Here is a 24,040-nt window from a genome sequence, read left to right on the forward strand (position 1 = left end):
CAAGCTTGGGCAGCGATTCCCAATCTTCGTACGCTATTGCTCCTGAACTAAGGAGGTGCATTCGACACTGGGAAGAAATCCGCGCGCAGCGGGTGGAATTGCCCGACCGTTCCACGCGTAATTCCGGTGCCGTGCTCCTTGAGATCGGGAGTGCTGGGTTTCCGAGCTATGGTTACGTTCGTGTGGATGGCACTCTGATGAAGAGTGGTTTCGGACCTGAGCGTGACCTGGGGGGCACACCGCTCGGTCGACATCTCATCAGCTTGTATGACGGCGCTGCTGAGTTGCCGAAGCAGCACACGGGAAGTGAGATGGACGATGGTGAGTGCTATTTTCTCACGGTGTTCGTGCGTGGCAAGGCCAGTAGTGCGGTTGCCTATGGAGCGGCGGATTCTTTGGGTGTCGATTCATTGATCAAGGAACTCGTTGAATCTGCAGCCCGTCCGTAGCTCAGCTGAATGGTGCTCAGCCAATCATGAAGGTGAATGCGCGCGGCTTGGAGGGCATTGAGCTTCGAAGGTTTACGTATGTGGCGCAAGACCAACGGTCGTGCGCTACCGGCTCGATGTAAAGGGTCCGCGCCATGCAAAACGCCGCGGTTGCCCGCGGCGTCTTCTTGTCACCGTACGCGGCTGGCGTCAGCCCAGCAGCTTGCGCACCTTGTTCAACGCCGCAATAAACCGCTCGATTTCGGCGTGCGTGTTGTAGAACGCGAGAGACGCGCGGCAGGTGGCCGCGACGCCGTAGTACTGCAGCAGCGGGTGCGCGCAATGTTGGCCAGAGCGGATGGCCACGCCTTCCAGGTCCAGCAGGGTGGCCAGGTCGTGCGCGTGCGCGCCTTCGATCAGGAAGGAGACCACCGCCGCCTTGTCCGGGGTGGTGCCGAAGATGCGCAGGCCGTCGATCTTGTTCAGTTCTTCGGTGAAGTGCGCAAGCAGCTCGCTTTCGCGCGCTTCCACGTGCTCAAGGCCCAGTGATTCCAGATAGTCCACCGCCACGCCGAGGCCGATGAAGCCGGCGATGTTCGGGGTGCCAGCTTCGAACTTGTGCGGAGCGTCGTTGAAGACGGTGCCTTCGAAGCTCACTTCCTTGATCATCTCGCCGCCACCGAGGAACGGCGGCATGGCATCGAGATGCTCGCGCTTCGCCCACAGTGCGCCCGTGCCGGTAGGGCCGCACATCTTGTGGCCGGTGATGGCGTAGAAGTCGCAGCCGATGTTCGCGATGTCGACCTTGCGGTGTGGCACGGCCTGCGAGCCGTCCACCACGGTGATGATGCCGCGCTTGCGCGCTTCCCGGCAGATCTCGCGCACCGGGTTGACCGTGCCCAGGACGTTGGAGACGTGGGCGACGGCCAGGAGCTTGACCTCGGGGGTCATGGCCTTGCGCAGGGCGTCCAGGTCTAGCGCACCTTTGGGTGTGATCTCGGCCACGCGGATCGTGGCGCCCGTGCGCTGGGCCACCAGCTGCCACGGCACGATGTTGGCGTGGTGCTCCATGCGCGAGACGAGGATGACATCGCCGGCCTTCAGCCGCGGCAGGGCCCACGAATAGGCCACCAGGTTGATGGCGAAGGTGGTGCCGCTGCACAGGATGAGTTCGCTGGCGCGCACGTTGAGGAAGCGCGCCAGCTTGCTGCGTGCGCCTTCGTAGGCATCGGTGGCCTCGGTGCCCAGCGCGTGCACGGCGCGGCTGACGTTGGCGTTGTAGCGGCGGTAGAACTCATCCACTGCGCCGATCACCTGCACCGGCTTCTGGCCGGTGTTGGCGTTGTCGAAGTACACCAGCGGCTTGCCGTGCACTTCCCGCATCAGCAGCGGGAAGTCCAGCCGCACGCGGTCCCAGTCGGGAGCGGCGGCCGTGTCGGCCACCGGGCGCGGGGTGGAGAGGTTCATGCCACGCCTGCCTTGGCCAGCGCGAGGTCCAGCTGGCGGCGCAGCTGTTCGGTCAGGCGCGCGTCGAGCACGTTCAGCGGCTCATGGCAGAACGCGGCGCTGAGCAGCTGCTGGGCCTGCTGGGCCGGCAGGCCGCGCGAGCGCAGGTAGAACAGGGCGTTGGCATCGAGCTGGCCGACGGTGGCGCCGTGTGCAGCCTTCACCTCGTCGGCGTCGATCACCAGCGTGGGCTGGGTATCGATTTCGGCGTCGGCCGAGAGCAGCAGGTTCTTGTTGGACAGGTTGGCGTCGGTGCCATCGGCGCCGGCACGGATGTGGATGCCGCCGTGGAAGACCACGCGGCTGCGGTTGGCGGCCACGCCGCGCCACACCATTTCCGAGGCGGTATCGCGCGCGATGTGTTCGATGCCCAGGCGGGTGTCGACATGGCGGCGGCCGTTGCCGAGCAGCACGCCGTTGGCGGTCAGCTGGGCGTTGTCGCCTTCCAGGCGCACGTTGAGTTCGTGGCGGCTGAGCGCGGCGCCCAGCTCCAGGTCCACGCGGCGGTACTGCGCATTGCGGGCCAGCACGGCATCGGTGCGCAGCAGGGCGGTGGCGCGGCTGCCATCGGCCTGCACGCGGGCGTGCGAGAGCACGGCGTCCTGGGCCAGGTGTACGTGCACCAGGGTGTTGCCCAGGTGCGCGGCATCGCCGGCATCCAGGTGATGCTCGACCACGCCGAGCGCGGCACCGGCACGCAGTTCGATCAGATGGCGGTGATGCCAGGCCAGGTCGCTGCCACCGGCGGCGCTGATGAAGACCAGCTGCAGCGGGGCTTCAACCTGCACGCCGTCGTCCACGCGCACCAGCACGCCTTCATCGGCGAGGGCGGCGTTGAGGCGGGCGAAGACTTCTTCGCTGCGCTCGAAGCGGCGGCCCAGGAAGCGCAGGGCTTCCTCGCCGGCGGCCAGCGCCGAGGACAGGGTCTGTACCTGCACGCCGGCCGGCAGCGCCGACACGTCGCTGTGCGCGGCGGACGGGCGGCCGTTGACGAACACCAGCCGCGGCGACGGAATGTCGGCCAGCAGGGCAGGGTCAATCTCGGGCGCGGCCAGCGGCGCGGGTTGGAACGTACGGCGTTCGAGCTGGCGCAGCGAGGTGTACTTCCAGGCTTCGCTGCGCGGGCCGGGCAGGCCTGCCTGCAGGGCGGCGTCGAGCTCGGCGCGGCGGGCGTCGCTGCCGCAGAAACCGGCGGCGAGGGAATCGAGCAGGGCGCTCATCAGACCGCTGCCTCCGGCACCACGCGGTCCTTCAGGAAGTGGTAGCCATGGGCTTCCAGCTCCAGGGCCAGTTCGGGGCCGCCGCTCTGCACGATCTTGCCATCGGCCAGCACGTGCACCACGTCCGGCTTGATGTAATCGAGCAGGCGCTGGTAGTGGGTGATGACCAGGAACGAACGGTCCGGCGAGCGCAGCGCATTGACGCCGTCGGCCACGCTCTTGAGCGCGTCGATGTCCAGGCCGCTGTCGGTCTCGTCCAGGATCGCCAGCTTCGGCTCGAGCACGGCCAGCTGGAAGATCTCGTTGCGCTTCTTCTCGCCACCGGAGAAGCCTTCGTTGACGCCACGGTGCAGCAGCTCATCCTTCAAGTGCAGCACGGCCAGCTTCTGGCGCACCAGCTTGAGGAACTGCATGGAATCGAGTTCTTCCTCGCCGCGCGCCTTGCGCTGGGCGTTGAGCGCGGCGCGCAGGAAGTAGGTGTTGTTCACGCCGGGGATTTCCACCGGGTACTGGAAGGCCAGGAACAGGCCGGCGGCGGCGCGTTCTTCCGGCGCCAGCTCCAGCAGGTCGCGGCCTTCGAACTGCACGCCGCCTTCGCTGACGTCATAGCCTTCGCGGCCGGCCAGCACGTTGCCCAGCGTGGACTTGCCCGCGCCGTTGGGGCCCATGATGGCGTGCACCTGGCCCGGCTTCACGTCCAGCGACAGGCCCTTGAGGATTTCCTTGTCGCCGATGCGGGCGTGGAGGTTGTCAATCTTCAGCATGATACGAATCCAGTAGTGCCACGCCATGCGTGGCAAAAAAATCAAACGAAGGCGCGACCGGTCAGCCCACGGAACCTTCAAGGGAGACTTCCAGCAGCTTCTTGGCTTCCACCGCGAACTCCATCGGCAGCTCGCGGAACACCTGCTTGCAGAAGCCATCCACGATCATCGAGACCGCGTTTTCCTGATCGATGCCACGCGCGCGGCAATAGAACATCTGGTCATCGGAAATCTTCGACGTGGTGGCTTCGTGCTCCACTGTCGCGCTCGGGTTCTTCACCTCGATGTACGGGAAGGTGTGCGCGCCGGAGGTCTTGCCGATCAGCAGCGAATCGCACTGGGTGTAGTTGCGCGCGCCATCGGCATTGCGGTCCACCTTGACCAGGCCACGATAGGTGTTCTGGCCACGGCCGGCGCTGATGCCCTTGCTGACGATCTTGCTCTTGGTGCGCTTGCCGATGTGGATCATCTTGGTGCCGGTGTCGGCCTGCTGGCGGTGGTGGGTCAGCGCCACGGAGTGGAACTCGCCAACGGAGTCATCGCCCAGCAGCACGCAGGACGGGTACTTCCAGGTGATCGCCGAACCGGTTTCGACCTGGGTCCAGGTGACCTTGCTGCGCGCGCCACGGCATTCGGCACGCTTGGTGACGAAGTTGTAGATGCCGCCCACGCCATTCTCGTCGCCCGGGTACCAGTTCTGCACGGTCGAGTACTTGATCTCGGCATCTTCCAGCGCCACCAGCTCCACCACCGCAGCGTGCAGCTGGTTCTCATCGCGCATCGGCGCGGTGCAGCCTTCCAGGTAGGACACGTACGCCTTGTCCTCGCAGATGATCAGGGTGCGCTCGAACTGGCCGGTGTGGCCGGCGTTGATGCGGAAATAGGTGCTCAGTTCCATCGGGCAGCGCACGCCCTTGGGAATGAACACGAAGCTGCCATCGGAGAACACCGCCGAGTTGAGCGCGGCGAAGTAGTTGTCGCCCACCGGCACCACGCTGCCCAGGTATTGCTTGACCAGCGCCGGGTGTTCCTTGATGGCTTCGGACATGGAACAGAAGATCACGCCCTTTTCGGCCAGTTCCTTGCGGAAGGTGGTGCCGACCGAGACCGAGTCGAACACCGCGTCCACGGCCACGCCCGCCAGCTTGGCGCGCTCATGCAGCGGCACGCCCAGCTTGTCGTAGGTGTCCAGCAGTTCCTTGGGCACCTCATCCAGCGAGGCGTACTTCGGGCCCTTGGGCGCGGAGTAGTAGCTGAGCGCCTGCAGGTCGATCGCGGCGATCTGCAGCTTGGCCCAGTTCGGCATCGGCATGGTCAGGAAGTGGCGGTAGGCGTCCAGGCGCCACTGCGTCATCCATTCCGGCTCTTCCTTCTTGGCCGACAGGGCACGGATGGTGTCCTCGTCCAGGCCGGGCGGCAGCGAATCCGATTCGATGTCCGTGATGAAGCCGGCCGAATACTTGCGGCCGAGCTGCTCGTGGATCTCGCGGTTGGGGGTATCGCCGGGGGCGACGGTGTCGAGGGTATCGGTGGCCATGGGGGCTGCCTGTGGATCAGGAGACGACATCCGCCGCGATCACGCGGCGGGGGGCGTCAACAAGGGGAAGAGGGGGCAGGATCTGCGCCAGGGTGACCTTGCGCAGTGCGTCGGACACCACGTCGTTGATCATCCGCCAGCTGCTGCGCGCGCCGCATTGCAGCTCGCGTCCGCACTGGCTGTGGTCGTGCGCGCACTCGGTCAGACCCAGCGGGCCTTCCATGGCTTCGACGACCTCGAACAGGCTGATCTGATCGGGGCGGCGGGTCAGCCGGTAGCCGCCGCGCACGCCGCGCAGGCCTTCCACCAGCCCGGCCTGGGCCAGGGGCTTGAGCAGCTTGCTGACGGTGGGCGGCTCGAGGCTGGCGAATTCGGCCAGTTCGGTCGCACTGAGGACCTCGCCCGGGCGAGCGGCAAGGACGGTCAGGACGACGGTGGCGTAATCGGTAAGCTTGGTGACGCGAAGCATGGGGAGGGCAGAACCATAAAGCGGACTGAAATTGTACGCTTTTATGCCCGGGCATCCAACCCGTCCTGTTCAGCTGCTCGACGCGGGGCGCCAGCAGGGGCGCGGTGCGGACGTGGTTGGGCAATCACAAAGATTAAGCGAGAATCGACCATCCCAACGTAATGGCCAGCCACATGCCCAAGAAGATCCAAGCCCGCAAGTCGACCATTCACGGCAATGGCGTGTTCGCGCTGGCGCCGCTCAAGAAGGGCGAGCGGGTGATCCAGTACAAGGGGCTGCTGCGCAGCCACGCCGACGTGGATGCCGATGATACCGGGGATGTGGAGAGCGGTCACACCTTCCTGTTCACCCTGAACGACGATTACGTTATCGATGCCAACTACAAGGGCAACGATGCGCGCTGGCTGAATCACAGCTGCGACCCCAACTGCGAGGCCGTGATCGAGGAAGCCGAGGGCGACAACCGCCGCGAGGACAAGGTGTTCATCGAGGCGATCAAGGACATCAAGCCGGGCGACGAGCTGACCTACAACTACGGCATCACCCTGGCCGAGCGTCACACGGCACGCCTGAAGAAGATCTGGGAATGCCGCTGCGGGTCGAAGAAGTGCACCGGGACGATGCTGCAGCCCAAGCGCTAAAGCGCCTGCGGGCGCTTACCGCGGTAGCACCCGACCGTTGGTCGGGTGACATTGCGTACCGACCCACGGTCGGTACCCACCGGCCACGCGACGTCCACATGCCAGTCACTCTCCGCCAATGCGCGGATCTGCATGGTAGGGGCTCACTTTTTCAAGGAGCCCCCACATGGCACATGACCTCAACGGCAAGCGCGTCGCCCTGCTCGCCACCGATGGATTCGAGCAGTCCGAGCTGCAGGAACCCAAGCGCCTGCTGGAATCCTGGGGCGCCAAGGTGTCCGTCATCGCACCGGGTGACGCCAGCCAGATCCGCGGTTGGAAGGACAAGGACTGGGGCGACAGCGTACCGGTGGACCAGTCGCTGGAAGGCGCCGACGCCGCCAGCTACGACGCGCTGGTGCTGCCGGGCGGGGTGATCAACCCCGACAAGCTGCGCACCCAGGCGCCGGCAGTGGCGTTCATCAAGGCGTTTGCGGCGGCCGGCAAGCCGGTCGCGGCGATCTGCCACGGTCCCTGGCTGCTGGTGGAATCCGGCCTGGCCAAGGGTCGCAAGGTGACCTCGTGGCCGTCGCTGAAAAGCGATCTTGGCAATGCGGGCGCGCAGTGGACCGATGCGGAAGTGGTGGTGGACAACGGGGTGATCACCAGCCGGAAGCCGGATGATATTCCGGCGTTTTCCGAGGCCGTGGCGAAGGCGTTGGTTGGATGAACCAAGGGGTGGAGCCGGGCAGGGCCCGGTTCCACGCCAGCCGGGCAGACACCGGTTTTACCGGCCGAGGACGCCGGCGGGCACCAGGGTGCCGAGGTCCTGGTTGAAGGTGACCACCAGCTTGCCGTTCTGCACCTGGGCGGACTGCACCTGCAGCGCGCCAAGCATCGCGCCGACGGTGGGATCGATCTTGTAGATCGGCTCACGGCGGGCGTAATCGACCAGGAACGCGTTGAGCAGCTCGCGGGTGCGTGAGTCGAGCCTGCCGCCGTTGTTGGCCGGGGTGAAGTCGTCCACGGTTGGCTGGTCCAGGTGGAAACCCTGGGTCTGCGCGTCGTAGCGCAGGCCGCTGCTCAGCTTGACCTTGCCCAGCGGCGCGGGCGCGCTGCCGGCAGTCGCCAGTGCCACGTCAAAGCCCAAATCGAGGCGGTTGCCCTGCGGCAGGGTCAGCTTGGGGTGGCTCATGGTCATCGCGATCAGGCCACCGAGGGCGTCCTGGGTGCGCGGAAAGCTGCCGTCCAGATACTGCTGGACGTCCTTGGCACCGACCGACAGTTCGCGGCCGGAAATGCTCGGCGCCGCCTGCGCGCCGACGGCGGCAGCAATGAGGACGGTGCAGGCGGCGAGGCGGGTCAACAGGGGGCGTAGCTTCATGATCGGCAGGCGCGGCAGGGAGGTGGTGCCACCATAGCGCGTCGGCCTGAATCAGCGCTTCATGAGCGTGGACACCCGGACCGGTAGTGCCCCGGTCTACGTGTCACTGCAGGCTGGGCTGCAATGAAGCGCTCAGGATTTCCCAGCCGCTCCCATCCGGGCGCGGTTGCAGCCGGTACCAGCCCTCGTATCTGAACGTGCCATCAGCGGTGATGGCACGGACGCGCACAGGTACCTCGCGCAGGCGCGAGGGCTGCGCGGTGTCGCGGGCGATGGGGCTTTCGGTATCCACGCGCAGGCTGCGCAGCTGCGGGATCGAGCGCAGCACGGCATCGTCCGGGCGCGACGAGGTTCGTCCGCCCGTCCAGTAGGCATCCGACGCGCTGCGGTCCTTGCCCAGCAGGGCATAGATGTAGTTCCGAACCGTGATCGACTCACTGGGCGCGTCGGGTGCCACCGCCCTGAGGGCCGGCGGGGTTGTGGCCGTCATCCCCTGCGACGCGGCTGCGCTGACATCGATCGGCGCCTTGGCCGGCGCCGAGGCGCTGGCCGCCAGCGCGTGCTCAGGCTCGGCATCGCGCTGGCAGGAACAGCTTCCCAGCAACAGCGGTAACAGGATCAAGGCTCGACGCATGGCGCACTCTCCCCAGAGGAAGGGAGAGTGTAACCACCTTCAGGGCGCGCGCTGGATTGCATCCAGGGCGTCGAGCACCTGACCCAGCTGCGGCTGCAGGGTTGTGAGTGGATGCGCGGGCTGTTCGGCGTAGCGCGCGGCGAGGTCCTGCAGCAGCTGCGTGGCGACGATGGCCGCGGCGCGCTCGTCACCGGCCAGCCCGGTCTGCCGCCGGGCGACCTCCAGCAGGCGCATCCAGTCCTGCTGCGCGCGATGTTCCAGTTCGATGGTGCAGCGTCCGCTGCACTGCAGCCCGTCCTTTTCGATCGGGGTGATGGTGATGCGATAGCGTTGCGAGGGGCTGGCCATGGCGCTGCACTGTGGGGGAGTAGGTCCACCTTAGGCGTGGCCGGCGGGCCGGACGACAGGCGCGGCCGCACGCAGTGTTCCACCTTGTGCGTTCCGGGCTTGCACGTAGTGGCCGCGAGGGCCGTGGCGGCTGGCTCTGCGCGATCCTGCCGGGCGCAGGCAGGGTTTGGCAACGCTGTGTTTCGCTACGCGTGAGAGCCCCCAAAAAAGAACGGGACGGCCAAGGCCGTCCCGTTCGGGTGCTGCAGGAAGCGCGCAGATTACAGCGCAGCGTCCTTGAGCTTCTTGAGCGGACGCACCTTCAGCTTGGTGGTGGCCGGCTTGGCGGCGAACCACTGCTCTTCCTTGGTGAACGGGTTGATGCCCTTGCGCTTCGGCTTGGCCGCGACGCTGACGGTGGTGATCTTCAGCAGGCCCGGCAGGGTGAAGCTGCCTGCGCCCTTCTTGTGCACCGAGGAAGCCACGGCGGTTTCCAGCGAGGCCAGCACAGCGCGGACGTCCTTGGCGACAACGCCGGAGGCTTCCACGATGTGTGCAACCAGGCCGGACTTGGTCAGCACTTCCTTGATCGGCTTCGGAGCTGCCGGCTTTGCGGCGGCCTTCGTAGCGACTTTCTTCACTGCCTTCTTCGGGGCAGCCTTCTTAGCGGTCTTTGCCATGGTTTCCTGTTCCGTGATCGGTTGGTTGTGTGGTCGCGCCGAACCCATCGGCAAGCGAAATGTAGGGCAACAATGCGGCGCCGCCAATAGGCTAACGCATAAATATTCGGCTTTTCTGCGTTTGCGGTTACTGCAGTGCATCAGGACATGCCCAAAAAAACGGTCCGTTCGGCGGGGTGGAAGCGGTTTGCCGGGCCAGTCGGGCGGGCAGGGGTTGTGCGGAAATGCCTTGAAAACAGCACTTTGCAACGAGGCCAAGGTCACGCATGCCTGGCAAGGGGGCGGGCGGCTGCGGCCGGAAGCCGCAGGCCGGCAGGGCCAGACACGGTGCTAACGCCTGCCGGTCTACGCTGGTGCTGCCATTCACCCACTAAGGATCCAACGATGGGCATTTCGCGTCACGCCACTGCGCACTGGGAAGGTGACCTCAAGACAGGCAAGGGACAATTGAGCACGCCGCAGAGCGGCCTGCTGGACAAGACCCGCTATGCCTTCAGCAGCCGCTTCGGCGATGAGAAGGGCACCAACCCGGAAGAACTGATCGCCGCCGCGCACGCCGGCTGCTTCACCATGGCGCTGTCGGCCAAGCTCACCGAGGCCGGTTTCGTGCCTACCTCGCTGGACACTGAAGCCAAGGTCGACCTGTCGATGGAAGGTGGCCCGCAGCTTTCGCAGATCACGCTGAAAGTGAAGGCGAAGGTGCCGGGCATCGACGCCACCCAGTTCCGTGCCATCGCCGATGATGCCAAGCAGAACTGCCCGGTATCCAAGGCGCTGAGCGCGGTGCCGATCAGCATGGAAGCCGAGCTGGCTGGCTGAAATGTTCAGGGTGCCGACGCCACGTCGGCACCCTGAGTGACCCGGTAGAGACACGCCATGCGTGTCCCACGTAGACCCGGGTACCACGCAGGACACGCGTGGCGTGTCCCTACCAGATGATCGTGCCCTGGATGACCGTCTGCACCTGGCCGCCGGACCAGACCTCGCCCTCGGCATCCACATGCAGGGTCAGTCGTGCGTCGTGGCCGACCTCGCGGCCTTGGCTGACGACATAGCTGCCGTCCACGCCGGGCAGGGCGTTGCGGCTGTCCAGCCACGCGGCCAACACCGCATTGGCCGCGCCTGAAGCGGCATCCTCGAAGCGCCGGCTGTTGCCCACGAACGCGCGCACGGCCAGCTGGTAATCGTCTGCCGAGCTCCGCGCATAGGCGAACACGCCCATGCTGTCGGTGCTTTCGGCCAGCGCAGCCACCGCGTCCCAGTCCGGTGACAGGGCGCGCAACGTGGCTTCATCGGCCAGTTCGACCACCCACCAGCTGCGCCCGCCGGACATGCGCGCCGGCGGCAGTTCGCCCAGCGCCCAGCCGGCCAGCGCCGCCTGCAGGCGCGGATCGTCCGCCGTGGTCACCTCGGCGACCGCCGCGCGCGGGGTGCGGATGGCGATGCTGCGCGTGGCCCCTTCGCCCACCACCCGCAGCGGCAGCGCGCCGGCGATGCCGTCCTGGACCAGGACGCCGTCCACCGGCGCGGCCAGGCCGGCGTCCAGCACCGCGTGCGCGGTGCCCACGCTGGGGTGGCCGGCGAACGGCACTTCCTTCTGCGGGCTGAACATGCGGATGCGGTAGCTGGCGCCCGGCACCTGCGGGGCAAAAACGAACGTGGTTTCCGGCAGGCGGGTCCAGCGGGCGATGGCCTGCATGCGCGCGTCGTCCAGGCCCTCCGCGTCCAGCACCACGGCCAGCGGGTTGCCGGCGCCGGGATAAGGGGAAAACACGTCAAGCTGCAGGAAACGGCGGGCGGTCATGGCGGATCGGTCTGGCGGAACGGTCGGGCAGCTTAACAAGCCCTGCCGGGGCGTGGCTTGGCATAGAATCAGAGGTTCGGCCCGGCGTGCCGGGTCGATCCCCCCACTACCTACCCATTCTTACCTCCATGTCAGCTTCCCCCCTTGTCGATCGCTGGATCGTACTGAAGTTCGGCGGCACCTCCGTGTCGCGTCGTCACCGTTGGGACACGATCGGGAAGCTGGCGAAAAAACGTGCGGAAGAAACCGGTGCGCGCGTGCTGGTGGTGGTGTCGGCCCTGTCCGGGGTGACCAATGAACTGACCGCGATCGCCGATGGCGCCGCCGACAGCCGCGCCCGCGTGGATGCGCTGGTGGCCCGCCACCGCGAGTTCCTGGCCGAGCTCGAGCTCGATGCCAGCGCGCTGGATGTGCGCCTGGCCGCGCTGCAGGGCCTGCTGGAAGACCCGCGCGCCGCCGCGCGCCCGCTGGAATGGCAGGCCGACGTGCTGGGCCAGGGCGAACTGCTGTCCTCCACCATCGGCGCGGCCTACCTGCGCGCCAGCGGCCTGGATTTCGGCTGGATGGACGCCCGTGAGTGGCTGCAGGCGCTGCCGCCGCAGCCCAACCAGAGCGACTGGTCGCAGCGCCTGTCGGTGAACTGCCAGTGGCGTTCGGATGCCGAGTGGGCCGCGGCGTTCCGCGCCCAGCCGACCCGCATGCTGATCACCCAGGGCTTCATCTCGCGCCACGCCGATGGCGGCACCGCCATCCTCGGCCGCGGCGGCTCGGATACCTCGGCCGCCTACTTTGGCGCGCTGCTGGGCGCCAGCCGCGTGGAAATCTGGACCGACGTGCCGGGCATGTTCAGCGCCAACCCGAAGGACGTACCCGACGCGCGCCTGCTGACCCGCCTGGATTATTACGAAGCACAGGAAATCGCCACCACCGGCGCCAAGGTGCTGCACCCGCGTTCGATCAAGCCGTGCCGCGATGCCGGCGTGCCGATGGCGATCCTGGACACCGAACGCCCGGAACTGCCGGGCACCAGCATCGACGGCAATGCCGCACCGGTGCCGGGGGTGAAGGCGATCAGCCGCCGCAACGGCATCGTGCTGGTGTCGATGGAAGGCATCGGCATGTGGCAGCAGGTCGGCTTCCTGGCCGATGTGTTCGGGCTGTTCAAGAAGCACGGGTTGTCGGTGGACCTGATCGGTTCGGCCGAAACCAACGTGACGGTGTCGCTGGACCCGTCCGAAAACCTGGTCAATACCGATGTGCTGGCCGCGCTGTCGGCCGACCTGTCGCAGATCTGCAAGGTCAAGATCATCGTGCCGTGCGCGGCGATCACGCTGGTCGGCCGCGGCATGCGTTCGCTGCTGCACAAGCTGTCGGACGTGTGGGCGACCTTCGGGCGCGAGCGCGTGCACATGATTTCGCAGTCGTCCAACGACCTCAACCTGACCTTCGTCATCGATGAAGCCGACGCCGACGGCCTGCTGCCGATCCTGCACGCCGAGCTGATCGACAGCGGCGCGATGCCGGTGGAAGAGGGCGAGGTGTTCGGCCCGCGCTGGCGCGAGATCGCCGGCACCATCCGCCCGCGCGAAACCGCGTGGTGGCGGGGCCAGCGCGAGCACCTGCTGCACCTGGCCCAGGCCGGTACGCCGCGCTATGTGTACAACCTGGCCACGGTGCGCGCCCGCGCCCGCGCGCTGGCCGCGATCAGGCCGATCGACCAGCGGTATTACGCGATCAAGGCCAACAGCCATCCGGCCATCCTGGAGCTGCTGGAGCAGGAAGGCTTCGGCCTGGAATGCGTGTCGCACGGCGAACTCAAGCATGTGTTCAACGTGCTGCCGACGCTGTCGCCGCGCCGGGTGCTGTTCACCCCCAGCTTCGCGCCGCGCACCGAATATGAAGCGGCGTTCGCGCTCGGCGTGACCGTCACCGTGGACAACGTGGAAGCGCTGCAGCGCTGGCCGGACCTGTTCCGCAACCGCGAGCTGTGGCTGCGCGTGGACCTGGGCCGCGGCGAGGGCCACCACGCCAAGGTCCGTACCGGCGGCAAGGACTCCAAGTTCGGCCTGCCGATCGCCCGCGTGGACGAGTTCGTGCGCCTGGCCGAAGACCTCGGCACCCGCGTGGTCGGCCTGCACGCCCACCTGGGCAGCGGCGTGGAAACGGCGCAGCACTGGCGCCTGATGTGCGACGAACTGGCCGGGTTCGCGCGCCGGATCGGCAGCGTGGAAACCATCGACATCGGCGGCGGGTTGCCCATTCCCTACAGCGATGACGATGAACCGTTCGACCTGGACGCCTGGGCCGTCGGCCTGGCCGAGGTCAAGGCGGTGCACCCGGCCTTCCGCCTGGCGATTGAACCGGGCCGTTACCTGGTGGCCGAATCGGGCGTGCTGCTCACCACCGCCACCCAGGTGGTGGAGAAGGACGGCATCCGCCGCGTGGGCCTGGATGCGGGCATGAACACCCTGATGCGCCCGGCGCTGTACGACGCATGGCACGACATCGAGAACCTCAGCCGGCTGGGCGGGTATGCCGAGGCACTGTTCGATGTGGTCGGGCCGATCTGCGAATCCAGCGATGTGTTCGGCAAGCGCCGCCGGCTGCCGGTATCCACCGCGCCGGACGATGTGATGCTGATCGCCGATGCCGGTGCCTACGGGTACGTCATGGCCAACACCTACAACCAGCGCGAGCTGCCGCGCGAGGACATCATCGACGATGTGCCTTGAGCGCCTCCCGTTGGTTTCCCTTATTGCCTCACCGGATACGCCATGACTGCTTTCGATAAACACCAGGTTGCCTGCTTCCGCTTCGTCCGCTGCGACTTCGCCGCGGATACCGGCGTGGCGCAGCTGGTCTACGCCTTCGACAATGGTCCGGAGCTGGTCGAGACGGTCAGCATTCCCGGCGCGCCGTTCGTGCTGGACGCTGCCCGCGCCGAGGCCGTGCAGCGGGCGCTGCGCCTGCTGCACCTGTTCGCGGGCGTCAGCTATTACAAGGCTGCGGTGCCGGAGCAGGTGCGGATCGACAGCTACAGCATCGATGCCGATACCGCCGCGCTGGTGGAAACGGTGTACCTCAACGGGCTGGGCGAGTTCGCCTACCGCAACGGGCTGAACCTGCGCGGGCGATTCCGCCTGCCGGTGGACGGCGAGGCGTTCAACGCGCCGGCGGTGGGCCTGCGCGAGCATGCACTGGTGGCCATCGGCGGCGGCAAGGATTCGCTGGTCAGCATTGAAGCGCTGCGCACGCTGGGCATCGCCGAAACGGTGACCTGGATTGGCGGTTCGCAGCTGATCCGTGCCTGCGCCGAACGCACCGGCCTGCCGATGCTCAACATCGGCCGCACGCTGGCCCCCGAGCTGTTCGAGCTCAACCGCCAGGGCGCGTGGAACGGGCATATCCCGGTCACCGCGGTGAATTCGGCGATCATGGTGCTGGCCGCGCTGCTGCAGGGCGTGGACCAGGTAGTGTTCTCCAACGAGCGTTCGGCCAGCTACGGCAGCCAGGTCCCGGGTACCGGTGAAGTGAACCACCAGTGGTCCAAGGGCTGGGCCTTCGAGCAGGCCTTTGGCGAACACCTTGAGAAGCACGTGGCGGCGGACCTGCACTACTACTCGCTGCTGCGCCCGCTGTCGGAGCTGGCCGTGGCGCGCCAGTTCGCCAGGACCGATTTCTACGACGCGCATTTCTCCAGCTGCAACCGCAACTTCCACATCCTGGGCGAGCGCCCGGTGAACCGCTGGTGCGGGGTCTGCCCGAAGTGCCACTTCGTGTTCCTGGCACTGGCCCCGTTCATGCCCAAGACCCGGCTGGTGCGCATCTTCGGCCGCAACCTGCTGGACGACATGGAGCAGGCCGGCGGCTTCGACGCGCTGCTGGAATTCCAGGACCACAAACCGTTCGAATGCGTGGGTGAAGGCCGCGAATCGCGTGCCGCGATGGCCACCCTGGCGGCACGCCCGGAATGGAACGAGGATGCGCTGGTGAAGCGTTTCATCCAGGAGATCCAGCCGCAGCTGGACGGCGCCGAACTGCAGATCGAACCGTTGCTGGTGCTGGAAGGCGAGCACCGGATTCCAGCGGCGATCTGGGAGCGCCTGCGTGCGAATTTCGCAGCTTGAAGGCAAGCGCGTAGCGCTGTGGGGCTGGGGGCGTGAGGGACGTGCGGCATTCGCCGTCCTGCGCCAGCGCCTGCCGGGGCTGGCCCTGACCCTGTTCTGCCCCGATGCCGAGGCCGCCGCCGCGCGGGCCGAGGCCGGCAATGCGCTGCAGGTGCGGTCGGATGTCAGCGGTGAATCCCTGGCCGCCTTCGAGGTGGTGATCAAGTCGCCGGGGATCAGCCCCTACGGCGAAGCCGCGGTGTCGGCGGCGACGCAGGGCACGCAGTTCATCGGCGGTACCTCGCTGTGGTTTGCCGAGCATGCCGATGCCGAAGGCACCGTGCGCGACACCGTGTGCGTGACCGGCACCAAGGGCAAGAGCACCACCACCTCGTTGCTGGCGCATCTGCTGCGCGCCTCCGGCGCGCGCACCGGCCTGGTGGGCAACATCGGCCTTCCGCTGCTGGAGGTGCTGGACCCGCAGCCGGCGCCGGAGTACTGGGCGGTGGAGCTGTCCAGCTACCAGACCGGCGAGGTGGCGCGCAGTGGCGCGCACCCGCAGGTGGCGGTGGTGCTGAACCTGTTTCCCGAGCACCTGGACTGGCATGGCAGCGAAGCGCGCTACATCCAGGACAAGCTGGCGCTGGTGACCGGCGCGGCACCGCGTATCGCGGTGCTCAACGCGGCCGACCCGCACCTGGCCGCGCTGTCGCTGCCGGACAGCGAGGTGGTGTGGTTCAACCAGCCGCAGGGCTGGCACATGCGCGGCGAGTGGGTGTATCGCGGCGAGCAGCGGGTGTTCGATACCGGGAATACGCCGCTGCCGGGCCGGCACAACCGCGGCAACCTGTGCGCGGTGCTCGCGGCCATCGAAGCGCTGGGCCTGGATGCGGTGGCGCTGGCGCCTGCGGTGCAGGATTTCCGGCCGTTGCCCAACCGCCTGCAGACCATCGGCAGCCGCGACGGGCTGCGCTTCGTCAACGACTCGATCAGCACCACCCCGCACGCCAGCCTGGCGGCGCTGGAATGCTTCGCCGGCCAGCGCATCGCGCTGCTGGTGGGCGGGCATGACCGGGGGCTGGACTGGCACGATTTCGTGGACCACATGGCGCACGACGTGCCGCCGGTGGAGATCGTCACCATGGGCGCCAACGGCCCGCGCATCCATGCGTTGCTGCAGCCGCTGGCTGATGTCGGGCGGTTCGGTCTGCACGCCGCCGGCGATCTGGAGGAGGCGGTGCGCCTGGCCCGCACGGCGCTCGGCGAACAGGGTGGGGTGGTATTGATGTCCCCGGGCGCACCGAGCTACGGCGTCTACCGCGATTACGTCGCGCGCGGCCGCCATTTCGCCGAGCTTGCAGGGTTCGACCCGGACCAGATCACCGCGATCCCGGGCATCGGCATCGCCTGACATTTCGCCAACGACGCAGCCGACGGTAGAGCGGACGGTAGAGCGGACTGTCAGTCCGCTGCTCTTCGCGGCCCACCCTGGCAAAGCGCCAACGGCGCAGCCGAAGGTAGAGCGGACTGTTAGTCCGCTGCTCTTCGCGGCCTACCTTGACATCGCGCCAACGGCGCAGCCGACTAACAGTCGGCTCTACCACCCGCCACGCGACCGCCCGCCGTTTGACCCCCGCGGCGCGACCGCCCGTCGTTTGACCCCCGCCGCGCGACCGCCCGCCGTTTGATCCCACGCCACGCGACCCCCCGCCACGTAACCACCCGCCACCTGCGGCCCGTCACATCTCCCGACATACACTCTGGGCTCTTTCCCGGAAGGAGCAGGCGCATGAAGCAGCAATGGCAGTGGGGTGCGGCACTGGTACTGGGCATGACGGCATTGCCGGCCTTGGCGGCGATGCAGGCCAAGCCGGTGGAGTGGAAGCACGAAGGCACCACCTTCAGCGGGGTGCTGGTCTACGACGACGAAGACAACGACAAGCGCCCCGGCCTGGTGATGGTGCCGAACTGGAAGGGCGTGAACGAGTCGGCCATCGCCAAGGCCAAGCAGCTGGCCGGCGACGATTACGTGGTGCTGGTCGCCGACGTGTACGGCAAGGGCGTGCGCCCGAAGACCGACGCGGAAGCCGGCCCGGTGGCGACCAAGCTGCGCAATGACCGCCCGGTGCTGCGCGCCCGCGCGCTGAAGGCGCTGGAAGTGCTCAAGGCCCAGGCCGGCAACGCGCCGCTGGATGCCACGAAGATCGGCGCGGTCGGGTTCTGCTTCGGCGGCACCACGGTGCTGGAGCTGGCCCGTGCCGGGGCGCCGCTGGCCGGTGTGGTCAGCCTGCACGGCGGGCTGGGCTCGCCGTTGCCGGCCAAGGCCGGCGGTACTCATCCCTCAGTGCTGGTGCTCAATGGTGCCGACGACAAGGGCATCAGCAAGGACGATATCGCCAGCTTCGAGCAGGAGATGAACGCGGCCAAGGTTGATTGGGAGTTCACCAACTACAGCGGTGCGGTGCACTGCTTCGCCGAATCCGATGCCAACAACCCGCCGGGCTGCCTGTACAACGAGCGGGCTGCGAAGCGGGCGTGGAAGAGCCTCGATACGTTCTTCGACGGGTTGTTCGACAAGCGGTGACGCACGCCGCGTTGCTGCGCCGCCCGACCAACGGTCGGGCGCTACCCCGGTAGGCGACGACCGTTGGTCGTCGCGCCCCCGATCAACGCGCCGCAGCCCGGTAGGCGACGACCGTTGGTCGTCACCCGCGGGGATCAATGCGAACGCTGTACCGCGTAACGGGCCAGGCCGCGCAGGGCGGCGACCGCATCGTTGTCGGCCAGGCCGTCGAGCGCGCGCTCGGCGGCGTCGGCGTATTCCTCGGCGCGGCGGCGGCTGTATTCCAGCCCGCCGGTGGCGTGGATGGCGGCCAGCACTTCCGGCATCGCATCCGCATCGCCGTTCTGCACGATGGCGCGCAGACGCTCGCGGGTGGTGGCGTCGGAATGGGCCATGGCGTGGATCAGCGGCAGGGTCGCCTTGCCTTCGGCCAGGTCGTCGCCCAGGTTCTTCCCCAGTTCGTCGGCGTTGGCCGAGTAATCCAGCACGTCGTCTGCGATCTGGAAGGCGTAGCCCAGGTGCATGCCGTAGTCGTACAACGCCTGCTGGGTGGCCGCGTCCACGCCGCTGGCCAGTGCCCCCAGCCGGGTACCGGCAGCGAACAGCACCGCGGTCTTGCGCTCGATCACGCGCAGATAGGCGGCCTCGTCGGTATCCGGATTATGCACGTGCAGCAGCTGCAGCACTTCGCCTTCGGCGATGCGGTTGGTGGTATCGGCCAGGATCTGCATGACCGGCATGCGGTCCAGTTCGACCATCAGCTGGAAGCTGCGCGAGTACAGGAAGTCGCCGACCAGCACGCTCGGGGCGTTGCCCCACAGCGCATTGGCGGTGCTGCGGCCGCGCCGCAGGCTGGATTCGTCCACCACGTCGTCGTGCAGCAGGGTCGAGGTGTGGATGAACTCGATGATCGCTGCCAGCTGGTGGTGCTCCGGGCCGGCCTGGCCGACCGCGTGGCCGGCCAGCATGACCAGCATCGGCCGCAGGCGCTTGCCACCGGCGGAGATGATGTGGTCGGCGATCTGGTTGATCAGCACGACATCCGAAGACAGTCGGCGGCGAATCAGCGCATCCACGGCGGCCATGTCGGGCGCGGCGAGCGACTGGATCTGGGGCAGGCCCAGCGCGGGGCGGGTGTCTTCGGTGATGGTCATGCGGTCTGACTTTCAGGCTTGGGCGGAATTATAGGCGGTGCGGACGTATTCCGCCCGCGAAGGCGGTCCGGGGGCCGGGCAGGGCGTGAATACGTATGCAAGCGGCGCCACCGCCGAGGGTGCGCCGCTAAGCTTGTCGGGTACGTTCTGGCGCCCGTGGGAGGGCGCCCTGGAAGCCCGGAGGGGGGCCCTCGATGACGCAGACTCCATGGTGGCGCGGTGCCGTCATCTATCAGATTTACCCGCGCAGTTTCCTGGATGCCAACGGTGATGGCGTGGGCGACCTGCCCGGCATCATCGAACGGCTGGACTACGTGGCCTCGCTGGGGGTGGACGCGATCTGGATTTCGCCGTTCTTCACCTCGCCCATGGCCGACTTCGGCTACGACATCGCCGACCATCGCGACGTGGATCCGCTGTTCGGCACCCTGGCCGATTTCGACCGGTTGCTGGCCAAGGCGCACGCGCTGGGCCTGAAGGTGATGATCGACCAGGTGTTCAGCCACACCTCGATCGAGCACGCCTGGTTCCGCGAGAGCCGCCAGGACCGCACCAATCCCAAGGCGGACTGGTACGTGTGGGCCGACCCGCGCGAGGACGGCACCCCGCCCAACAACTGGATGTCCATCTTCGGTGGCGTGGCCTGGCAGTGGGAGCCGCGCCGCGAGCAGTACTTCCTGCACAATTTCCTTGCCGACCAGCCGGACCTGGATTTCCACAATCCGGCCGTGCAGCAGGCCACCCTGGACTACGTGCGGTTCTGGCTGGACCGCGGCGTGGATGGCTTCCGCCTGGATTCGATCAACTTCTGCTTCCACGACAAGCAGCTGCGCGACAACCCGGCCAAGCCGCTGGAAAAGCGCCTGGGCCGGGGCTTCAGCACCGACAATCCGTACGCCTACCAGTACCACTACTACAACAACACCCAGCCGGAGAACCTGCCGTTCATCGAGCGCCTGCGCGGGCTGCTGGACGAGTACCCGGGCGCGGTCAGCCTGGGCGAGATCTCCGCCGAGGATTCGCTGGCAACCACGGCCGAGTACACCGCGCCGGGTCGCCTGCACATGGGCTACAGCTTCGAACTGCTGGTCAAGGATTACAGCGCGGCCTACATCCGCGACACCGTGTCGCGGCTGGAAGCGACCATGACCGAAGGCTGGCCGTGCTGGGCGATCTCCAACCACGACGTGGAGCGCGCGGTGACCCGTTGGGGCGGGCACCCGGCGCAGCCGCGGCTGGCGCGGCTGCTGGTGGCGGTGCTGTGTTCGCTGCGCGGTTCGATCTGTCTGTACCAGGGCGAGGAACTGGGCCTGGGCGAAGCGGACGTGCCGTTCGAGGCGCTGCAGGATCCGTATGGCATCACCTTCTGGCCGAACTTCAAGGGCCGCGACGGGTGCCGCACGCCGATGCCGTGGCTGGATGCGCCGCTGGCCGGGTTCACCAGCGGTACGCCGTGGCTGCCGATCCCGCAGGAGCACCAGGCCAGTGCAGTGGCGGTGCAGGAGCACGATCCGCACTCGGTGTTGAACGCGTTCCGCCAGTTCCTGGCGTGGCGCCGCACCATGCCGACGCTGCTGCTGGGCGACATCCGGTTCCTGGAGACGGCCGAACCGGTGCTGATGTTCGAGCGACGCCATGGCGATGAGACGCTGTTGCTGGCGTTCAACCTGTCGGCAGAAGCGACCCAGGTGGCGCTGCCCGAAGGCGAGTGGCACGCGCTGCACGTGCCCGGCCCGGATGCAGGGCAGGCCAATGGGGCAACGCTGAACCTGCCGGCACAGGCAATGTACTGCGCGCGCCGCGTCTGATTCACGATTTCCGGTGGTATTGATGGGCGGAGCCGAAAGGCTCCGCCCTTTTTTCTTCGATCAGGTTCATCGCGAGCGTTGAGGGCCCGCGACGGGGCTCGGCTTGCGGCACGAAAAAACCCGCTGCTCGCGCAGCGGGTTCTTCGTTCGTGCTTCTACGCCTGGATCAGAACTTGTAGTTCACACCCAGCATGTAGGTACGGCCCCACTCGATGTACTCCAGTGGGCGATCCTTGGTGCCGGCATAGGTGCGGTACGGCTCGTTGGTGAGGTTGCTTCCCTGCAGCAGCAGGGTCAGCCCGTGCAGCGCGCTGTCATCGGCGAAGGTGTAGCTGATCTGCGCGTCGGTCACGTTCTCGCCCACCACGTAACGCAGCGTGCGGTTGCCGTTGAAGTTGCCGATTTCACCGATGAAGTCCGAGCGACGGCGCTGGCTCACGCGCGCTTCAAAGCCATTGCGCTCGTAGTACGCGGTGAAGTTGTACACGCGCTCGGACAGGCCCGGCAGGCTGATCGGATCGGTGCCCACGCTGGACGCGCTTTCCGGGTCCAGGATCTTGATGTCGCTGTCATTGAAGGTCGCGCTGGCCTGCACGCCGAAGCCACGCAGCGGATCGGCCAGCATTTCCAGCGGGAACGAAGCAGTCAGCTCCAGGCCACGCAGGGTGCCGCCTTCGCCGTTCTGCGGTGCGGAGAAGGTGCCCGTGGTCTGCAGCGGGGCGGTCATGCCCGGCGGGATGACGTAGCTGGCCAGCAGGTCGCTGAAGTCGTAGTCGTCCACCGACTGGGTGTAGACGTAGCTCTTCAGGTCCTTGTAGAAGATCGCCGCCGCCACATACGCCTTTTCACCGAAGTACTTCTCGTACGACAGGTCGATGGCATTGGCGCGCCACGGATCCAGCAGCGGGTTGCCGCCGCTGCCGCCCGGCTTGCCGGTGGCCGTATCCACGCCGAACTCCAGGCCGGCGCGCATCTGGTCCACGCGCGGGCGCGCGACCTGCTTGGCCACCGCGAAGCGCAGGGTCTGCTGGTGCGGGAACAGGAAGGCCAGGTTCAGGCTCGGCAGCCAGTCGGTGTACTTCTTGCCTTCATCGATCGGCAGCACTTCCTGGCCGGCCGGGCGCGAGCGGTCGAAGTAGTTCGACTGCGAGCTCTGGTCGGTGGTGATCATCTGCACACCGATGTTGCCGCGCACGCCCACGTCACCGATGTCGGTGTTGATGTTGGCGCGCACCCAGGCAGTGGTGGTCTTTTCCTGCACCACCCACGACTTGGGAATCAGGTAATCCAGGTTGGTGACCGGGTTGAAGGTCATGTAGCGGTCGACCGCGGCCGGCACGTTCCACGCCGGGATGTAGCCGATGCCGGCAAAGCCCAGGTTGACCGGGGCGTACTGCAGGTCGCCGGCGACGTTGGCGTCGCCCTGCGCGCCGAGCAGGATGTTGCCTTCGGCCTGGGTCTTTTCCTTGCGGCGGTCGGCGTAGTTGACGCCCACGTCCACGTCCTGGAACCACGACAGGGCTTCGGGCATGTTGAACGTGCCCTGCAGGCGCGCACCCTTCAGGCGGTCTTCCACCTGCGGCACCTTGCCGTAGCCGGAGCCATAGATGGTGTTGGTCAGGTACAGCGCTTCGGGGTTGGAGTAGTCCAGGCCCGGGCGGATCTGCGAGAAGCCATCCGGGTTGATGGTCAGCCCGATGGTGTCCAGCTGCGGCATCGGGGTGAGCTGCAGGTTGTTCTCCAGGTTCAGCTCATCGCGCGTGGCCTTGGAGTAGTTCACATCGGCGGTGAGCTTGAAGCTGTCGAAGGTCAGCTCGTTGTTCCAGCCGAACGCGTCGATCTTGTCTTCGCGCTTGTTGTACATGCCGCGCACCAGCGGGTACACGCCGCTGGCGGTGCCGCCGGTGAAGGTGCCGTTGCCGTTCACCTGCGGATTGGTGATCAGCAGGCCCGGGGTGTAGCCGCCGTTGTAGTTGCTGAGGTTGACCTCGAACTGGTTGGCGGTGTCGATCTGCTCGGCTTTGGTGTGGAACATGTCCAGCGTGCTGGTCCACACGTTCGACGGGCGGAACTGCACGGTGGCCATGTAGCCGTCACGCTTGGCGTTGCCGGTACGGCGCAGCGCCTTGATGCCGTCGGAGAACGCGGTGCCCGGCGCCACGCCGGGGCGGTTGCCCTGGTCGGTCTGCTCGGTGGTCCACGGCTCGTACAGGCCCACCTGGTTTTCCTGGATCGGGTTGTCGCTGTGCGCGTAGCCCAGCGCGATGCCCCAGGTGTCTTCGGCGAACTGGTCGATGTAGCTGGCGCTGAAGCGGTTGCCGAACGCGTCCACGTTGGCTGCCTTGCCCAGCGAGTTCTTCGAATAGCGGCCGCTGAGCGCGATCACGCGCTCGCCGAACGCCAGCGGGCGCACGGTCTGCATGTCGATGGTGCCCGACAGGCCCTGGCCGACCAGCGCCGCATCCGGGGTCTTGTACACGGTCACGCCGTTGACCAGTTCGGACGGGTACTGGTCGAACTCCACGCTGCGGTTGTCGCCGGTGCTGACCACTTCACGCCCGTTGAGCAGGGTGGTGGCGAAGTCGGGCGACAGGCCGCGTACGCTGATCACCTGGGCACGGCCGGCCACGCGCTGGGCGGCCAGGCCGGGCAGGCGGGCCAGCGATTCGGCGATGCTCACATCCGGGAGCTTGCCGATGTCTTCGGCCGAGATCACCTCGACCACCGAGGTGGCGTCCTGTTTGATCGCAATGGCGTTTTCGATGCCGCGGCGGATACCGGTGACCTGGACGGTATCCAGGTCGGTGGCGGCGTTACCCGCCGGCGGTGCGGTGGTGGTGGACTGCGCCAACGCCAATGACGGCGTCAGGGCGACGGCCAGCGCGATACTCAGCGCGCTGCGCTTGCGATTCAACATTTTCCCCTCCCAGGCAATGTTGCCAAACTCATGTTGTGATCAACGGCGATGCGTTGCCGCAGGTGTCATGGCGCGGTGGCCGTTGACTGCGTGGCTATGGTAGGCAGCGCGCCTTCGGC

The 24,040-nt window shown here is 67.0% G+C and carries 21 protein-coding genes; 9 read left to right on the top strand and 12 right to left on the bottom strand.

Features of this window, described 5'->3' with window-relative positions:
• The coding region (locus KVS69_RS02605; RefSeq protein WP_217536555.1) for a hypothetical protein at nucleotides 1-449 on the top strand (449 nt) is incomplete at its 5' end.
• Between the two features lie 189 nt (nucleotides 450-638).
• On the opposite strand, the gene KVS69_RS02610 is transcribed toward KVS69_RS02605, so the two are convergent.
• The 5 genes from KVS69_RS02610 to KVS69_RS02630 form a co-directional block, all read right to left on the bottom strand.
• Nucleotides 639-1,895: a cysteine desulfurase gene (locus KVS69_RS02610; protein WP_217536558.1), complete on the bottom strand. Its 1,257-nt coding sequence runs from the start codon at nucleotides 1,893-1,895 to the stop codon at nucleotides 639-641.
• Entirely contained in the window at nucleotides 1,892-3,154 is a 1,263-nt protein-coding gene (sufD, locus tag KVS69_RS02615; RefSeq protein ID WP_217536568.1) for a Fe-S cluster assembly protein SufD, read from the bottom strand. Before sufD ends, KVS69_RS02610 begins: the two co-directional genes overlap by 4 nt.
• The gene (sufC, locus tag KVS69_RS02620) at nucleotides 3,154-3,918 is read right to left on the bottom strand and encodes a Fe-S cluster assembly ATPase SufC (RefSeq protein ID WP_068854574.1); all 765 of its coding nucleotides are present in this window, start codon (nucleotides 3,916-3,918) and stop codon (nucleotides 3,154-3,156) included. Before sufC ends, sufD begins: the two co-directional genes overlap by 1 nt.
• Nucleotides 3,919-3,979: 61 nt before the next feature.
• The gene (sufB, locus tag KVS69_RS02625; RefSeq protein ID WP_217536571.1) at nucleotides 3,980-5,455 is read right to left on the bottom strand and encodes a Fe-S cluster assembly protein SufB; all 1,476 of its coding nucleotides are present in this window, start codon (nucleotides 5,453-5,455) and stop codon (nucleotides 3,980-3,982) included.
• Between the two features lie 16 nt (nucleotides 5,456-5,471).
• Nucleotides 5,472-5,924: an SUF system Fe-S cluster assembly regulator gene (locus tag KVS69_RS02630; RefSeq protein WP_068849911.1), complete on the bottom strand. Its 453-nt coding sequence runs from the start codon at nucleotides 5,922-5,924 to the stop codon at nucleotides 5,472-5,474.
• A 173-nt stretch (nucleotides 5,925-6,097) separates the two neighbouring features.
• Between KVS69_RS02630 and KVS69_RS02635 the strand changes: the two genes are divergently transcribed.
• Both KVS69_RS02635 and KVS69_RS02640 read left to right on the top strand, forming a co-directional pair.
• Nucleotides 6,098-6,565: an SET domain-containing protein-lysine N-methyltransferase gene (locus KVS69_RS02635; protein ID WP_068854575.1), complete on the top strand. Its 468-nt coding sequence runs from the start codon at nucleotides 6,098-6,100 to the stop codon at nucleotides 6,563-6,565.
• A 166-nt stretch (nucleotides 6,566-6,731) separates the two neighbouring features.
• Nucleotides 6,732-7,274, top strand: coding sequence for a type 1 glutamine amidotransferase domain-containing protein (locus tag KVS69_RS02640; protein WP_217536574.1), 543 nt, complete (start codon nucleotides 6,732-6,734; stop codon nucleotides 7,272-7,274).
• Between the two features lie 57 nt (nucleotides 7,275-7,331).
• Here KVS69_RS02640 and KVS69_RS02645 read toward each other — a convergent pair whose 3' ends face one another.
• The 4 genes from KVS69_RS02645 to KVS69_RS02660 all read right to left on the bottom strand — a co-directional run bounded on the left by KVS69_RS02645 (nucleotide 7,332) and on the right by KVS69_RS02660 (nucleotide 9,569).
• Entirely contained in the window at nucleotides 7,332-7,928 is a 597-nt protein-coding gene (locus KVS69_RS02645) for a DUF1439 domain-containing protein (RefSeq protein WP_217536577.1), read from the bottom strand.
• A gap of 103 nt (nucleotides 7,929-8,031) precedes the next feature.
• A complete protein-coding gene (locus KVS69_RS02650; RefSeq protein WP_217536590.1) occupies nucleotides 8,032-8,562 on the bottom strand; it encodes a hypothetical protein in 531 nt (176 codons plus the stop codon).
• A 39-nt stretch (nucleotides 8,563-8,601) separates the two neighbouring features.
• Nucleotides 8,602-8,910, bottom strand: coding sequence for a DUF3861 family protein (locus KVS69_RS02655; RefSeq protein ID WP_068849924.1), 309 nt, complete (start codon nucleotides 8,908-8,910; stop codon nucleotides 8,602-8,604).
• Nucleotides 8,911-9,170: 260 nt separating this feature from the next.
• Nucleotides 9,171-9,569: an HU family DNA-binding protein gene (locus tag KVS69_RS02660; protein WP_068854576.1), complete on the bottom strand. Its 399-nt coding sequence runs from the start codon at nucleotides 9,567-9,569 to the stop codon at nucleotides 9,171-9,173.
• 384 nt (nucleotides 9,570-9,953) lie between these two features.
• Here KVS69_RS02660 and KVS69_RS02665 point away from each other — a divergent pair, with 384 nt between their 5' ends.
• A complete protein-coding gene (locus KVS69_RS02665) occupies nucleotides 9,954-10,388 on the top strand; it encodes an OsmC family protein (RefSeq protein WP_184125146.1) in 435 nt (144 codons plus the stop codon).
• A 109-nt stretch (nucleotides 10,389-10,497) separates the two neighbouring features.
• Here the strand turns inward: KVS69_RS02665 and KVS69_RS02670 are convergent, their stop codons facing one another.
• On the bottom strand, nucleotides 10,498-11,373 hold the full coding sequence (locus KVS69_RS02670; protein ID WP_217536593.1) for a PhzF family phenazine biosynthesis protein: 876 nt from the start codon (nucleotides 11,371-11,373) through the stop codon (nucleotides 10,498-10,500).
• Between the two features lie 128 nt (nucleotides 11,374-11,501).
• Between KVS69_RS02670 and KVS69_RS02675 the strand changes: the two genes are divergently transcribed.
• From KVS69_RS02675 to KVS69_RS02690, 4 genes are all read left to right on the top strand, one after another.
• Nucleotides 11,502-14,105 (top strand): bifunctional aspartate kinase/diaminopimelate decarboxylase, encoded by a 2,604-nt coding sequence (locus KVS69_RS02675; RefSeq protein ID WP_217536595.1) that lies wholly within the window; start codon nucleotides 11,502-11,504, stop codon nucleotides 14,103-14,105.
• A gap of 42 nt (nucleotides 14,106-14,147) precedes the next feature.
• Complete coding sequence (murL, locus tag KVS69_RS02680; RefSeq protein ID WP_217536596.1) at nucleotides 14,148-15,500, top strand: UDP-N-acetyl-alpha-D-muramoyl-L-alanyl-L-glutamate epimerase; 1,353 nt, start codon at nucleotides 14,148-14,150, stop codon at nucleotides 15,498-15,500.
• On the top strand, nucleotides 15,481-16,890 hold the full coding sequence (murD, locus tag KVS69_RS02685; RefSeq protein ID WP_217536614.1) for a UDP-N-acetylmuramoyl-L-alanine--D-glutamate ligase: 1,410 nt from the start codon (nucleotides 15,481-15,483) through the stop codon (nucleotides 16,888-16,890). The genes murL and murD overlap by 20 nt, the downstream gene beginning before the upstream one ends.
• 378 nt (nucleotides 16,891-17,268) lie before the next feature.
• The gene (locus KVS69_RS02690; protein ID WP_184125156.1) at nucleotides 17,269-18,063 is read left to right on the top strand and encodes a dienelactone hydrolase family protein; all 795 of its coding nucleotides are present in this window, start codon (nucleotides 17,269-17,271) and stop codon (nucleotides 18,061-18,063) included.
• Between the two features lie 134 nt (nucleotides 18,064-18,197).
• On the opposite strand, the gene KVS69_RS02695 is transcribed toward KVS69_RS02690, so the two are convergent.
• A complete protein-coding gene (locus KVS69_RS02695) occupies nucleotides 18,198-19,196 on the bottom strand; it encodes a polyprenyl synthetase family protein (RefSeq protein ID WP_210131750.1) in 999 nt (332 codons plus the stop codon).
• Nucleotides 19,197-19,390: 194 nt separating this feature from the next.
• Here KVS69_RS02695 and KVS69_RS02700 point away from each other — a divergent pair, with 194 nt between their 5' ends.
• Nucleotides 19,391-21,004 carry an alpha-amylase family glycosyl hydrolase gene (locus tag KVS69_RS02700; RefSeq protein WP_217536615.1) on the top strand — a complete coding sequence of 538 codons (1,614 nt, stop codon included), beginning with the start codon at nucleotides 19,391-19,393 and terminating at the stop codon, nucleotides 21,002-21,004.
• A 166-nt stretch (nucleotides 21,005-21,170) separates the two neighbouring features.
• On the opposite strand, the gene KVS69_RS02705 is transcribed toward KVS69_RS02700, so the two are convergent.
• Nucleotides 21,171-23,921 (bottom strand): TonB-dependent receptor, encoded by a 2,751-nt coding sequence (locus KVS69_RS02705; RefSeq protein ID WP_217536616.1) that lies wholly within the window; start codon nucleotides 23,919-23,921, stop codon nucleotides 21,171-21,173.
• Nucleotides 23,922-24,040: the final 119 nt, after the last annotated feature.

The organism is Stenotrophomonas sp. GbtcB23 (assembly GCF_019091045.1).
Taxonomy (GTDB): domain Bacteria; phylum Pseudomonadota; class Gammaproteobacteria; order Xanthomonadales; family Xanthomonadaceae; genus Stenotrophomonas; species Stenotrophomonas rhizophila_A.